The sequence below is a fragment of the Rhizobium sp. YS-1r genome, from assembly GCF_000757525.1.
In the GTDB taxonomy this organism is placed as follows: domain Bacteria; phylum Pseudomonadota; class Alphaproteobacteria; order Rhizobiales; family Rhizobiaceae; genus Neorhizobium; species Neorhizobium petrolearium.
Window position 1 is genome coordinate 37,801 of sequence record NZ_JPYQ01000055.1, and the last position, 14,203, is coordinate 52,003.

The window sequence follows — 14,203 nt, forward strand, 5'->3', positions numbered from 1 at the left end:
AGCGATCGCGATCAGGGAACGACCTTGATCCCGGCCGCACCCGCTTCCGCGGTTCCGATAATGCTCGCAAGCGGATAACCGTCGAGGCGGATCTTGTCGACCAGTGCCTCAGCCTTTTCCGGCGCGCACGCGACCAGAAGACCGCCTGAGGTCTGCGGGTCGGCAAGCAGCAGGCGTTGCCAATCGGGCAGGCCCTCGGGAAGTGCGACATCGACGCCGTAACTTGTCCAGTTGCGGCCGGAGGCACCTGTGATGAAACCCTGTTCTGCGAGCGCCTTCGCCTGCGACAGGAAAGGAATTGAGGAAAGCTTCAGGACCAAGGACAGGTTGGAAGCACGCGCCATTTCAAGCCCGTGGCCAAGGATGCCGAAACCGGTCACATCCGTGATTGCGTGGACGTCAGGGTCGGTGGCGAGGTCCGCGCCGATGCGGTTGAGGAGTGTTGTGGAACCGATCATTTCCTCATAGCTGCCGGGCGGCAGAGCGTTCTTCTTGATTGCCGCCGAGTAGATGCCGATGCCGATACCCTTGGTCAGGATCAAGGCGTCTCCAGGTCTTACTCCACCATTGCGGCGAACCTGATCCGGGCGGCAGATGCCAATGACTGCAAGCCCGTAAATCGGCTCAATGGAATCGATGGAATGACCACCCGCGACAGGGATACCCGCTTCGGCGCAGACCGAAGCGCCCCCCTCCAGGACCTTCGCAATGATCTCCGGAGCAAGCTTGTTGATCGGCATGCCAAGGATCGCCAATGCCAGAATCGGTTTGCCACCCATTGCGTAAACGTCGGAAATGGCGTTGGTCGCTGCGATCCGACCGAAATCGCGCGGGTCATCGACCATCGGCATGAAGAAATCGGTCGTGGCAATCACACAGGTGTTGTCGTCAACCTGCCACACAGCCGCGTCATCAGCCATCTCGTTCCCTACGAGGAGCTGAGCAAAAGGTTGGACTGTCGGTTGGGCAGAAAGCAAGCTTTGCAGGACCGAAGGTGCGAGCTTGCAGCCGCAACCTCCACCGTGGGCGAGTTCTGTCAGACGGATCGCAGGCGTGTCCATGGAACCTCCGGTGGATTGCTTGAGGACCTCGGCAACATTCAGCATTTCGAAGACATGAATGCAAGTATGCGAAAAATGCGCCTGTGTTCTTTCGCGCCATAGGGGAGAAGACCGTAACATTCTTGGCAACGGGTTATGCCAGTTCCGGGCCATCGGCTGTCGCCTCCTCCGGGCTTACCGTCAGCGCTGAACGGCTCAAACCGACGTCATGATTGCCGAAAGCGGCTGGATGCCGGCCACTGCCAGAGTCGTACAGCGCGCGATGTTGCGTCAGACTTCGGGATGGGTAAGGGGACATGCGGCTTTTACGACTTCCAGGGGGAATTCTTGAACCACCGAACCAGATAGGCGGTTGCGATCAGAAGGCTGAAGCCGAACAGGTTCGCGGCGGCTTCTGTGAAGACCGTGCGACCTGTCTGATCAAGAACAATCCCGATTACTTGTGCGATGACCATGCCGGTGACGAAAACGGCAAGTGACTGCTGGCCGACGACGACGAGAATACGCACGGTCGGACCGTGCAGCCGTGATCCTCGTTCACCAACGATGTGAACTGCAATGTAGCAGAGCGCCAGGAAGTGTATGAACCGCAGAATGCCGAAGCGGGTCTTGTCGGTGAGAGGGGTGATGAAGTCCGCAACGCTGCGGAAGAAAGGATGCATCTCCAAAAAATGTACCCAGGCGAAAGGCATCGTAATGAGGACGATCGCAGCGGCTAGAACCATGAGGCGTCGATCATAACCGGGTGCGGGCAATGTGCCACGCATCAGAAAAAAGCCGGTGAAGAAGATGAGTTGCCAGCCAAACGGATCGAAGAACCAGGGACGGTCGGACCACGGTTCGGCAGAAAGGCTGGCGTAGCCAAACTGCGATGCCAGCCAAAGCCCGATCATCAGCACGAATGGAAGGATCTTGTTGATACGACTTGCCAGCAGCATTACCGGCAGGAGCGCCAGAACGACCATATACATCGGCAGGATGTCGAAGTAGTTCGGCACGTAGCGCAGGGTCAGCAGCGCCGCCAGAAGGGAACCCGGATCCTGGATGAAGGGCAGCAAATTCAGGCTGCCCAGATAGGAAACGCCATCCGGGCGCGTTCCCGCTATTGCCATCAATGCGACAACGGTGACGAAAACCGAAATATGCGCCCAATAGATCTGCCACAGGCGTCGCGCGACCCTTGCCATGAGAGCCATGGTCCCGGCCCGATCAAAGGTGGTGCCGAAAGCGATCGCGGAGGCCATTCCAGACTGGAAGACGAACATCTCGGTTGCGTCGGAAAAGCCGAAGCGGGCAGGAATCCACAATGCCCAGCCATCGTAGGGGATATGGGCTGTCAGGATGATCAGCATGCCGACGCCGCGGAAGAAATCCAGCCGCAGGTCGCGCTCACGCTTGACCGGAGGCGCTGCCGTACCGGCAGAAGCGATCTTAGAAGGCGTCCTCATATGCGCTTGCGGCGAAGCGGCAGCAAATGAGGGTGAAGCCTGCGCGGGTTCTTGCCGCCGTAAGCTCTTTACGGAAGTCATCGATAGTCTCCACATTGATACCGTATCCGCCGAAGCCTTTTGTTACTGCGGCAAAATCCTCAAGCCCCAGAGCTACGCCCGCGGGGGCCAAACCTGCTGCGGCCTGTTTCAAGGCGATGAGCGCAAGGCTCTGATCCTGGAAAAGCACGATGGTGATCGGCTGACCGAGGTCGCGCAGGGTCGCGAGCTCTCCTATTCCCATCTCAAGCCCGCCGTCGCCCATGACCGCAAACACGCGACGATCCGGATCAGCAACCTTCGCTCCGATCGCGAGTGGCAGTGCCGCCGCCATGGTGCAGAAACCCACCGATTGCAGCAGCGTCAGCGGCCGACGCGCCACCCATTGCTGGGAGAGCAGGATGCGATGGGCGCCGCTGTCGACGGTGACGACGGTGTCATCCTGGATTTCGGATTGCAGCGTTTCAATGATCGCATGAGGACCCCAGTCGTCCCTTGCTGCAAAGAGACTACGAAGCTTTGCTTTGGCGAAAGCCGGTTCGTCCCGTACCCATGTCCTCCGCCGCGTCGCGGAATGCGCCAGCATGCCAACGAACGACGCGATATCCGCCACCACGCGTGTACCGGCATGGTGCATGGCATGATCGGGCGCCGTTCCGGTAATCTCCACGAGCTTGGTCGCATCCTTGACGAAATCCAGCCAGCCGAGTCGCATCTCGATCGGATCATAGCCAATGGCAAGCACGAGATCGGCGCTCGCCACAAGCGGTAACAGAATGGCATCGGCCCGTGGCGAGAGCCCTGCGCCACCAAGCGAAAGGTGGTGATTTTCCGGTATCAGTCCCTTTGCCTTGTAGGTCGTGATCACCGGCGCCCCGGTTGCCTCCGCCAAGGCAAGCACGGCGGTGCCCGCACCACTGCGGGCAGCTTCAAAGCCGGCGACGATCAAGGGGCGTTCGGCGCGTTTGAAGCGGTCTGAAAGCGCCATGATGGAAGGATCAGTTGTCGTCACCATCGGCCGCAGCACCTGAGGAGGTGCAACCAGAGGCGATTCCAATGCTTCCATTTCCGCGACGGCCGGAGAAAGATCCAGGTGGACCGGCCCCATGGGGTCGACCATTGCGAGCGCAATGGCGCGGGCGACCGTCGAGGCGGCGCTTTCCGGCTCGACCTCGAAGGATGCCTTCACCAGAGGCTGCAGCAATTGGGCGTGATTGATGACCTGATGTGTGTAGCGAGCCCGCGTGGCACGATCGACGATGCCGGAGATCACGATCAACGGGACACGCTCCTGGTTGGAGTCGGCAATGCCGTTGACCGCATTGGCAAGACCCGGGCCGATCGTCGTCACCAGCATCTGCGGTTTGCCGGAAATCACGCTCGCCCCGGAGGCCATGATCGCAGCCGCCGTTTCGTGGCGAGCAAGATGGAACGCGATGCCGGCTTTCTGCAATCCGTCTATCAGCGTCACAACCTCTCCGCCCGGCATGCCGAAAGCGTGCCTGACGCCATGATTATGCAAGGTGCGGGCGATGGTGTCCGCCACCCTCGTGCTACCACCTTTCGCCTGATTATCGGACATCTCTATCTCACGCTTAATGGATTGGCCTCGCCCCGAAACTGTTTGCCTTTCCCGGAGCAGGTTGCTCATTTCGGGTAGCCGAGGGCGGTCAGCCCGGCATCCAGAAGGTCGGGTCGGGCCTCATGCCCGCCGTCATGAATGCAAAGAATGCTCTCGCCGCGCAAACAACCGGGAACGTCGTCGCAGACGATACCGTCGATCGTGCTCTTGTGAGCGGCGGGCAGGTCGCATCGCGCCCTCTCACGGTAAATGGCGACACTCTTGAGTGCGTCGCCCTGATGAAAAGTCTTGCCGATTGCCCTGCCGGCTAACGGAAATGTTCTATCCGCCGTTCCGTGGAAGTGGATCATCGGCGGCAGATTGCCGGTACAGTCCGCTGCCTTGGGCAGAGGGTCCCAGAACACACCGGAAAACGTTACCATAGCGGCCACCCGGCCTCCCTGTTCACAGGCGGTGTACCACGCCATGGAAGCTCCGACGGAGAAGCCGCCGACGATCACTTTTTCCGGCGCGAAGCCATGTCGGTTCTGGAGGTCGTTCAAAACATTTCCGATGAAGCGCCTTTCGTCGCGGTCGCGCCGTGGTGCGCCTGGATACGACCAGCCGCCGGCAAGCCCATCGACGGCGACATAGGCAAGATGATGAGCAAGCGTCGTATCCACGAGAGCGCGCTGTCGCATCTGCAATTCCGCAGAACTCTTGAAGCCGTGGAAGTAAACGTAGGCGCCCCTTACGTCGCCATCTTGCGGCAGTTCGATGCGGTAGTTGCCGCCGTCCACCGTGCATGCGACATCTCCGCCGCAATAGGAGCCGGCAAGCCCCGGATCTGCGCCGAGACAGAGGGCTACCGCGAGTAAGCGCCGGAACATCGGCCTCCCCCTCGAGATCGATGCGCAAAGATCGAGCAATCGTCCCGTCACCTTCCAAACGCCCGAATGGTATAGGCGACGGTGACGCCGAAGATGATATGCCCGGCGAGCGAAGCCCAGGTCAGCGGAATGAAACCAAGAAAAGCTGGCAGTCCGGCGACAAGATGGGCCATCACGAAGAGCGCAAACACCCATAGCCCGGCGCCGAAGCCGATGCCGGTCACGAGCAAAGGCAACCGCGGGAAAACGATTCGTTGCAGAGGCCGGGCGATGAAAAGATAGCCGATCGGATAAAACACGATGCCGACCGTGGCATGGATCACCTCGGCCAGAAGCAGATTGTTGAAGCCGAAGACCGTTTGCACAAGTGCCGCGGGCTCCAGGGGACCGCCGACGAGCAAAGGCGTAATCAGGCGCGCCCATATTTCCCAGGCAATGTCCGCGGCAAGGCCGGATACGATGATAGCTTTTCCAAGGCCGGGCTCGATTGTCGGGAATATGCTCGGTTTCTGCATTTCCATCATGGTCATTTCATTCACCCTCATATGTTGCGTTGAGGTCAGGCCGACAGCTTCATGCCGGCAGATTGTTCGATCGAGCGGATCAGGCGGTCCTCCGCTTTCAGATGCCTGCGCATATGACGGATTCGGGAGATGCCTGCGTTGTCGCCACGGCTGCCGACCGCCTTTGCAAGCGCGAGGACGAAGAAATCGCGTTGTGCGTTGCTGCCGCCGATCTTTGGCAGATTGACAATCACCCGATCGAGCATCTGCCTGTCCGCCGGGGCGCCGAGTCCCGCAAGCATGCGTGCCATCGGAACGCCGATTTCGGCTGCGACCCGTGCCTGGTCGCCGATACCCATGGCTTTCTCCTCTATCTCCGTGACGAGTTCGGCTGCGCCAGCCCGATCTCCGATCGCGACCAGTGCCGCGAGATTGTGGAGAGCTGCGAAGATGAGGGTCGTGTCCCGCCGCCTTGCCCGGGCGATGCCGGCGAGGTCATGCCAGCGCGATCCCACATGGACACCCATCTGGTTCAATCGCCACAGGAGCGAGACAGCATTTGCCATATCCCTGAAATCATCCGTCTGCTGGGGACGCACTTCATCGTCGTAGAGCTGAAGGACACGCTCATGGTCGCCGCGTTCGAGGTGCAGCAAAGCGAGATGCCAGGCCATGTGAAAGGAGAAATTGTTGCAACGTGACCAGGCGCTTCGACTGTTCTCGAGCCAATCGACGCCCTCCCGGGTCTGTCCGCGCATCTCGAAGACATGCGAAACCGCATGCAGGCCCCAGGAATCATCCGGCTGCAAGACCACCGCTTTCTGTCCCGCTTTCATGGCCTCCTCATAGCGACCGGTTTCTTCCAGTGAAAAGGCATAACAGCCGAATACGAAACCGGCGGAAAGGCTTGCTGAATCAAGGCCATCTACCGCTCGTGAACTCGCCGTCAGCATTCCAGCGGCATCACCGAGCATGAAGCGAAGGGCGTGTGAGAGCTTGAAAGGAAGAAAAGTCGCCGGGCGGTCGGCAAAGCCGCGATCAAGCGTGTCGATGGCGCCGGAAAATGAGCCCCCGCTAGCTGCAGCCAAGGCCTTCACAAGTACCTGTTCGTCTGCCGTTCCACCGTTCTTCCTCGTCAGTGCTGCTCGGGCCTCGGCGAGCGCTGCTTCGGCGCTGGCGGCCAGTTCCGAGCGAGCAAGGATGAGGTTTGCAAAACCGGTAAGCGCGTGTGCGGCAACATGATCGGGATCGGCGGCAAGCGTTGCCTGCAGCGATGCGCCCGTACTCGGACGGTGCGTTGCAAGACCATAGACAGCTTGCTCGAAAGCTCGCCGGGCTTCGGCGCTGTCGCTGCTGGTGATCAGATCATAGGCATCGCGATTCATGTCAGACTCCTTGGGGAAGCCGGCGGACGGGAAGATTTCCGGAAGCAACGGCTGTCGGATTGGCACCGATAACGGCCTTTACGGGTTGGCCACCGAGTTCGTTACATCAGGCGATGATTTTTCTGCTGGGGCGATCGCGGCCGGGCCCTCCAGGGAAAATTTGAAGGCGGATGTAACGAAGCGGTTATCCTGGGCGAACTAGGCTCAACGGACTTCCCGGCCGCATGCATCAACAACAGGAGCCGATCGGATGGATGTCAGGAAGAATGATGAGCACTTTCCGTTTCGCCGAGTTGACGACACGCAACATCGTTCCGGCGGGCACGACGTGGTATGGGATGAGATGATCACGCCGGAACTGTCCATCCTGCTGCCCGTCGGAACGACCTTGGAGGCGCGGCTGCGCGATCCTGCCGGCACCGGTGACGGTCATTCCGCGAGAAAACTTGTCCTTCTTGGAGCGGATGGCGGAAAGGCTTTACTCCTCAATCCTTCCCATGCCCTCGATCCCGTGGAGGATTTCCAAGGGGCTGCCGTTTTGCGGTGTCATCGCGGAAGCCGCATCATTCAGCTATGGGGGCGGTTTCGACCCAGTCCGGCCAGGGACCTGCGGTTCGAGCTGATCCTCTGGCAGGTTTGGCCGGCAGGCTCTGCCGAAGCGCGGCAGGCAACGCGTCGGCTCGAAGAGTATCAGCAGATGATCAGACGTCTCAGGCTTGAAATTGCACTTCAGCATTGCCAGCAATAGCCGGAGCATTGTTCTGCAGAGGGATATATCGAATGACGATATCCGCGCGCCCAATCGGGCCATGGCTCTTGTGGCGCTGATTGGCTACATTGTTGCTGATTGGCTGCGGCGTTGTGAGAAGAAGCTGGTGCGGATCTTGACCGCTGTGAGCGCATCAAGTCGTTCGTTGATAACGAGGCAGAGTGGAGTGAATGGATTGAATACCGATGATTTGATCAATCTCCTGGCGCAGGATGCTCCAGTCCGCGTTCGCCTTGGGCGAGCGTTGATGGCGGCGCTGGTGATCGGAGCTTCGGTGTCCGCGATTGTTCTCGTCTCGACCGTCGGGATTCGCGCGAATATGGTGGAGGCGCTTCAAACGAGCCGCGTCGATTTCAAGATCGCCTTGACGTTGATCCTTGCGATAGTCGGGTGCAACCTGGTCTTCAGGATCGGCAGACCTGGCGTTGACATCAAGGCGCACGTGCTTGCATTTTTCCTGCCACTTATCCTGCTTGTGGCCGGTATCCTTGTCGAACTGTTCGTTCTGCCCATGGATGCCTGGAAGGCGAGCATGATCGGACGTTATCCAAACGTCTGCCTGATCTTCATCCCGCTTCTGTCGCTGGCACCCTTCATGGCATTCTTTTGGGCGTTGAAGCATGGCGCCCCGGAAAACCCAGGTCTCGCCGGAGCAGTCGCGGGTTTGGCAGCGGGAGGGATCGGGGCTGCCATTTATGCCTGGCATTGTCCTGATGACAGCCCCCTGTTTGTGGGGAGTTGGTATATGATAGCAATCGCTATCATGACCTCCTTAGGTTATATTTCAGGGCGGCGCTGGCTTCGCTGGTAGGAGAGGGCCGTTGGTGCCGTTGGTTCTGCCGATCTCGGAACCATTTCGTACGTCGGTGTAGGCACTCCCATTGAGACTTCGTTCAGTTCTTCTGCATCATGAAGCCGTCGAAGAAGGCGGCAAGTTCGATATGCGCGCCGAGAGGGAGAACATGCGCGACGTATTGGTCCGGCCGCACAACTAGCAAACATCCCTGTTCCCGATCGATACCGCGCATGTCGAAGATGTCATTGCCGCTTTTCAGGTCAGGGCAGAACATCTTCTCGTAATCGCGAAGCCCCAGGCGCCCCTTTGCCGGAAGGAGAAGGGAATGCATGGCCTCCACGGCGAGTTCGCGATGGCCCTGCTGAAAGACCGCGCGGACATCGATAACGGCATCGATATCCGCGCCAGCCGGCGTATATTTCCCGACGGGGGATTCGTGCGCGTCGGCGAGGAACTCGCATAGGGACCAAATGCCGGAGCCGGCGGCAATGGGATCTCCGGTGCCGGCGAAAGCATAGAGGCGCCAGCGGCCGTCCGCCTTCGCGGCGTGGCCGAGCTGAACCGGCTTGGCATCCGCGAGGCGAATGACCGGCGCGGAATGAAAGCGTGTGCCGATCGTAAACCCCTTCGCCAGATATTGATGGGTCGATTCGCCCGTGAGGATGGACGGGCGGTAATGGGTCGCCGTTCCCGCCGTATAACGTCCGTGCCTGACGAAGTATTCCTGGACCTCCGCCGGATCGACGCCTTCACCATCCGGTGAGGATTTCAGGGGGGCACTCAACATCTTGGCCCATTCGCGGTCGAAATCGATCAGTTCTTTGGCGATAGCCTGTCGTTCCGCCGAGTAGCTGTGCAGAAGTTCGGGCGAGCAGCGACCCTGAAGGACGGCTGCAAGCTTCCAGCCCAGATTGAGCGCGTCCTGCATGGAGACGTTCATACCCTGGCCTGCCTTGGGACTGTGGGTATGGCAGGCGTCGCCGGCGATGAACACATGAGGCAGACGCGTCTCGATTTCCCCTTCCGGCACGTCATCGAACTTGTCGCAGAGCCGCTGGCCTATCTCATAGACGGACCACCACGCGACTTCCTGCACCTCGAGCGTATAGGGCTTTAGAATCCGCTGTGCTGCGGCAATCAGGTGGTCGACGGTGATGTTTCGATTGGCCACCCGTTCGTTTTCGTTGAGTTTGTCGAGCTCGACGTAGATGCGGACCAGATAGCCGCCTTCCCGCGGAATGAGCACGATGCTGCCTTCATTGGCGGATTGGATCAGCGCCTTGAGGCGAATATCGGGAAAGTCTGTGACGGCCAGCACATCCATGACCCCCCAGGCCTGATTGGCCGAATCGCCCTTGAGTTCCCGCCCGAGTGACTTCCTGACGACGCTGCGCGCGCCGTCACAGCCGACCACGTAGCGGGCCCTGATGGTCTCCACCCGCCCTTCGTGCGAAGGATCGAGTCGCTCGAGCCTGGCCGTCACGGGATGGCCGGGAGGCTGATCGCGGGAGGCTGACGGCGGATCAATCTGAAGGTCGAGGAGGCGCCGCGCGTAGTGCGGCTCCAGCCGGCTCGGCGATCTGCGCATGACATCCAGATAGAAATCATGCACACGCGCCTGATTCAGGATCACATGGGGAAACTCGGAGAGACCGTCCTCGACGTCCTGAATCCTGCCGTGGCGAACGATCTTTTCCCGTTCGGCATCGTCCGGTTTCCAGAATGACGTCTCGTTGACCCAATAGGCTTCCTTCAGCACGCGCTCGGCAAAGCCGAAGGCCTCGAACATTTCCAGAGTGCGGCAGGCAATGCCGTCGGCTTGCCCGAGTTGCAGGGGACCGGATTTCTGATCGACGATGCAGGTCTTGATGTCGGGAAAGGCTGCCAGTTGGGCGGCGAGCGTCAATCCGGCCGGCCCACAGCCGATAACCAGAACATCGACTTCTTCGGGAAGCGGATCCGAACCGGATGACGTCGTGTGCTGGCCGGATGGCTCCGAAATTGCCGGATCTCCGGTCCGGAACCCGTTGAGGTGAAATTGCATGGATGTATCTCCTCCGCGTGTCTTGCTGGGTATCCGTCTCATCCTGGCTGCAACCGTACCCCGCGGCTGCCATAGGCTTCGGTTTGCTGGCTGCCAGTATCGACGGTTGAACCGCCTCGTGGTTTAAGTTGTTGCGACGATGTGAGAACGACGAGCCTGGGTCGTCGCGATAATTAATCAGTATGCTGATTATATGTATGCTGTCAAGGCGAGGATCGGTCATGGAGAGATCGGTGAAAGACAACAATGACATGCCGGGGCACTTGGCCCGCCGGTTCCAGCAGATTGCCGTTGCCGTCTTCCATGCGGAAGCAGAGGCCGCCGGCTATGACCTGACACCCGTTCAATACGCGGCGCTGGCTGCGATCAGCGCGAATCCGGGCATTGATCAGGTGACGCTCGCCGGGTTGATAGCCTACGACCGGACGACCATTACCGGCGTCGTGGATCGACTGGTGCAGAAGGGCTTCATCGAGCGCCGTGCGAGCAAAAGGGACAGGCGTGCGCGCGAACTGGAGATCACGGAGGCGGGGCGGGAAACGCTTTCCGGTATCATGCCGGCGGTTGAGGCGGCGCAGCGCATGATGCTGCGAGGCCTGAATGCAGACGAGTCGGAGGAACTCCTGCGGCTTTTACGCAAGGCGATCGCTGCCGGTAACGAACTCAGCCGGGCGCCGTTCCGGGAGGCTTCGGCGGATGCTGCGAAGACCGCTGGCAGGATGGAAAGCGATCGGGATGGGTAGTGAGCCTAGCCCTTGATGTTTGGCGTGCACTCGAACCTGCGACCAAATCCCTTGCCTGCCTTGCTCGCCGTTCATATTGTTGCAGAACGTCATGGATGGGGCGGTAAGAATGTCCGGTGAAGAGCGCGCGCGTATCGATTGCCTGGATGAAAGGGGAAACTCTGTGTCAGTATTCAAGGCCATCCGGAGCCGCGGCGATGGGCATCGGGAGAGCAGAGAAACTGGCACCGTCACCCGCTTCGTTTACTACACCTCCGATGGCTATCTGGTGGAACCGCTTTCGGATGGAAACTTTCAGGTCGTCCTTTCGGGCGAAATCCTGACACGCCTATGATGTCGGATGTGCCGGTACGGCGCTTCGAGCGTTGATTTCCCTCAAAGCAATTTAGATGCCGTGCAAGTAAGGTCCCGTAAGAAAAGGACCAAAAGAATGTCTCGTGCACCTGATGCTCAATTCACTCACGAACAGATCATGATTTATAAGTCGCTGATCCACGACCTGGAGCGGCGCTTTCCCGAACTTGCCGATGTTGAGTATACTGCTGACCACCCGTCAGCGGCAACGTTGCATCGACTGATGACTTATCGCGAGTCCGTCAAGATCCTAAAAGGATTCGTCAGGCAGGGCGACGAATGATGTTTGGGCACATGGCGAGCCATATTGTCATTGGCCGACCGCTTATCTGACGCTTCAGGACGCCTAAAGACATGTCAAAACCTAGGATGTTTCGGGATTGGTTCAGCCTATGTTAAAGTCAGCAAGCTTAAGAGAGGCCCCGATATTCATTCCTCGCGGCTCTTTCGATGCGCATCGTCCTCGCCAAGTCATTGCTGACCGGTCTGCTGTCGCTGCTTGCCTCCCTCATTCTCTCATTCAGCATCGTTCCGATGCTCGGTGGAGAGGTGGCCGGAGCCGGTCTCATAATGACCATCGTTTGCCCGCTGGTTATCTCCATTCCAGCTTCGGCCGTGCATTTCCGACAGGCTGAAAAACTTCGGCGCGCAGAAGTGGCAGCCTCGGAGGCACTCCAGAAGCTGGCGATCGCATATGAAGAGCTTCGCCTACAATCACGCCGGGATGGGTTAACCGGGCTTCTCAACAGAAATGCATTCCTTGAAGAATTGGAAACCTTCAGCCGCAAAGGCGTGGCTGGTGGCCTACTGTTCCTGGATCTCGATTATTTCAAGTCGATCAATGATGGGCATGGACATGCAACGGGCGACGAAGCTCTCCGTCGGACAGGACAAATACTTGCGGCCTATCAAGGAGAATTCGACATTGCAGGCCGCCTTGGAGGAGAGGAGTTTGCGCTTTTTCAGAGTGATTTGACGGCTGAAGCGATGTTGCGAAGATGTGAGGAAATTCGCGGATTGATCGACTGCATGGATTTTCGTTCAGCCTCCGGATCAATTATCTCCGTATCGGCGAGCATCGGAGCATTTTATTGCGTTCCTGGCTTTGATCCTCAGGAATGCCTCAAGGCTGCGGACGCAAATCTCTACAAGGCGAAAACGAGCGGCCGAAACCGGGTCGTTTTGTCAATCTAACCGGCCTGCCGGTCAGCGGCTGTTTCACCGATATCCCAATAAAGACCGGCCATCATGGCAAGCCCCTCGCGAACGATGCTGACCGGCAGGTGCTCGTTTGGAGCATGTTGCAGGCAGCCGGGATAGGAATGCGGAATCCAGATGGTCGGCAGGCCGAGCAAATCGGAGAAGATGTTGTTCGGCAGTGAACCGCCGAGATTGGGCAGGATGGCCGGCGGAGCGCCCAACGTCTTCTCGATCGAGGCGACGATACGTCTGACCCAGGGATGGTCGGGATCGAGGCGGCTGGCGAGGAAGATCGCGTCGGTGGGATCCTTGACGACGACGCGGTCGTAACCGGCATCGATCAAAGCCTTGCGAACGGCCGGAACGACCTCATCCGGATCGACGCCGACCGGAAAGCGGAGCTGCACGCGGGCGCGGGCTTTGGGCGGGATGGCGTAAAGCGGCTGGGCGAGGTTGCCGCATTCCATCTCCATGACCTCGAAGGAACTCCAGGCGAAGACTTTTTCCTCCGGCGTGAGGCCCGGCTCGCCCCACCACGGCTCGATCGGCGGATCGTCGGCGGCCGGGGTGATCTTGCAATCCTTCAGCGCCGCGCGGACGTTTTCCGGGATGTTCCCAGGTGTCATCTCGCGGACCTTGATCCTACCCGTCCGACCCACCAGCGCCGTAATCGCATGGCAGAGTTCTATGCCGGGATTGGAGAGTATGCCGCCCCAGTTGCCAGAATGCTGAAAGCTTTCGCGCGCATTGATCTCCAGATGAAAGGACATGCCGCCGCGGGCGCCGAGAAAGATCGTCGGCCGTTCCAGTGCCAGGCGAGGACCATCGGAAGCGATGAAGACGTCGGCCTTGAGCTCGTCCTTGTGGGCAGCGCACATCTCTTCCAGACCGAGCGAACCGGACTCTTCTCCCATCTCAATCAGATATTTGAGATTGAAGCCAAGCGAGCCTTTGACTGCCAGCAGAGCCTCGATCGCGGCGAGGTTAACCGTGTGCTGACCCTTGTTATCGGCCGTGCCGCGGCCATACCAGGCGCCGTTTTTTTTCGCCATCTCGAAGGGGGATAGACCTTCCTCCCACTGACCATCCAAACCGGCGACAACGTCGCCATGGCCGTATTGCAGGATGGTGGTGTAGTTGGGGTTCTCAACCCGCTCGGCGATCAGGAAGGGGCCTGGAGCCAGGTCGTTCTGGTAGATCTTCGTCGCGAAGCCGAGGCGTTCGAAGAATGGCTGCATGTCCCCAGTTACATAGCGCCAAAGGTCCAGCCTGTTGGCCGCGACACGACTTGCCGACGGGATCGCGACGCGCTTGCGGAGCGCCGCTTCGAAGGAGCCGTCGTCGAGATAACCCACAGCCTTGTCGATCGTCGCCTGGCGGGAAGGGGCAGTCGTCATTGGGGCATCCTCG

14 protein-coding genes are annotated in these 14,203 nt (G+C 59.4%); 6 read left to right on the forward strand and 8 right to left on the reverse strand.

What is annotated here, in order from left to right; translation table 11 throughout:
* Positions 1 to 11 precede the first annotated feature (11 nt).
* The 6 genes from selD to JL39_RS23085 all read right to left on the reverse strand — a co-directional run bounded on the left by selD (position 12) and on the right by JL39_RS23085 (position 6,887).
* Positions 12 to 1,061, reverse strand: a complete 1,050-nt coding sequence (gene selD / locus JL39_RS23060) for a selenide, water dikinase SelD (protein WP_037157210.1) — start codon at positions 1,059 to 1,061, stop codon at positions 12 to 14.
* A gap of 305 nt (positions 1,062 to 1,366) precedes the next feature.
* A complete protein-coding gene (locus JL39_RS23065; RefSeq protein ID WP_037156362.1) occupies positions 1,367 to 2,509 on the reverse strand; it encodes an OpgC domain-containing protein in 1,143 nt (380 codons plus the stop codon).
* On the reverse strand, positions 2,493 to 4,130 hold the full coding sequence (locus tag JL39_RS23070) for a thiamine pyrophosphate-binding protein (protein ID WP_037156363.1): 1,638 nt from the start codon (positions 4,128 to 4,130) through the stop codon (positions 2,493 to 2,495). Before JL39_RS23070 ends, JL39_RS23065 begins: the two co-directional genes overlap by 17 nt.
* A gap of 65 nt (positions 4,131 to 4,195) precedes the next feature.
* The gene (locus JL39_RS23075; RefSeq protein WP_081952962.1) at positions 4,196 to 4,999 is read right to left on the reverse strand and encodes a dienelactone hydrolase family protein; all 804 of its coding nucleotides are present in this window, start codon (positions 4,997 to 4,999) and stop codon (positions 4,196 to 4,198) included.
* 47 nt (positions 5,000 to 5,046) lie between these two features.
* A complete protein-coding gene (locus JL39_RS23080; protein ID WP_037156365.1) occupies positions 5,047 to 5,529 on the reverse strand; it encodes a hypothetical protein in 483 nt (160 codons plus the stop codon).
* Positions 5,530 to 5,558: 29 nt separating this feature from the next.
* Positions 5,559 to 6,887, reverse strand: coding sequence for a hypothetical protein (locus JL39_RS23085; RefSeq protein ID WP_037156367.1), 1,329 nt, complete (start codon positions 6,885 to 6,887; stop codon positions 5,559 to 5,561).
* Between the two features lie 250 nt (positions 6,888 to 7,137).
* On the opposite strand from JL39_RS23085, the gene JL39_RS23095 reads away from it, so the two are divergent.
* Both JL39_RS23095 and JL39_RS23100 read left to right on the forward strand, forming a co-directional pair.
* Positions 7,138 to 7,635 (forward strand): hypothetical protein, encoded by a 498-nt coding sequence (locus JL39_RS23095; RefSeq protein WP_037156371.1) that lies wholly within the window; start codon positions 7,138 to 7,140, stop codon positions 7,633 to 7,635.
* On the forward strand, positions 7,604 to 8,467 hold the full coding sequence (locus JL39_RS23100) for a DUF1109 domain-containing protein (protein WP_320443043.1): 864 nt from the start codon (positions 7,604 to 7,606) through the stop codon (positions 8,465 to 8,467). The genes JL39_RS23095 and JL39_RS23100 overlap by 32 nt, the downstream gene beginning before the upstream one ends.
* Before the next feature lie 82 nt (positions 8,468 to 8,549).
* Here JL39_RS23100 and JL39_RS23105 read toward each other — a convergent pair whose 3' ends face one another.
* A complete protein-coding gene (locus tag JL39_RS23105; protein WP_037156375.1) occupies positions 8,550 to 10,496 on the reverse strand; it encodes an FAD-binding monooxygenase in 1,947 nt (648 codons plus the stop codon).
* Between the two features lie 233 nt (positions 10,497 to 10,729).
* On the opposite strand from JL39_RS23105, the gene JL39_RS23110 reads away from it, so the two are divergent.
* The 4 genes from JL39_RS23110 (at position 10,730) to JL39_RS23120 (ending at position 12,787) form a co-directional block, all read left to right on the forward strand.
* A complete protein-coding gene (locus tag JL39_RS23110; protein ID WP_052183107.1) occupies positions 10,730 to 11,239 on the forward strand; it encodes a MarR family transcriptional regulator in 510 nt (169 codons plus the stop codon).
* 163 nt (positions 11,240 to 11,402) lie between these two features.
* Positions 11,403 to 11,573, forward strand: a complete 171-nt coding sequence (locus JL39_RS31995; protein WP_161784793.1) for a hypothetical protein — start codon at positions 11,403 to 11,405, stop codon at positions 11,571 to 11,573.
* Between the two features lie 96 nt (positions 11,574 to 11,669).
* Positions 11,670 to 11,876, forward strand: a complete 207-nt coding sequence (locus JL39_RS31785) for a hypothetical protein (protein ID WP_152601244.1) — start codon at positions 11,670 to 11,672, stop codon at positions 11,874 to 11,876.
* Between the two features lie 167 nt (positions 11,877 to 12,043).
* On the forward strand, positions 12,044 to 12,787 hold the full coding sequence (locus tag JL39_RS23120) for a GGDEF domain-containing protein (protein WP_037156379.1): 744 nt from the start codon (positions 12,044 to 12,046) through the stop codon (positions 12,785 to 12,787).
* Here JL39_RS23120 and JL39_RS23125 read toward each other — a convergent pair.
* Complete coding sequence (locus JL39_RS23125; RefSeq protein WP_037156381.1) at positions 12,784 to 14,190, reverse strand: M20 family metallopeptidase; 1,407 nt, start codon at positions 14,188 to 14,190, stop codon at positions 12,784 to 12,786. The genes JL39_RS23120 and JL39_RS23125 overlap by 4 nt on opposite strands.
* Between the last annotated feature and the right edge of the window lie 13 nt (positions 14,191 to 14,203).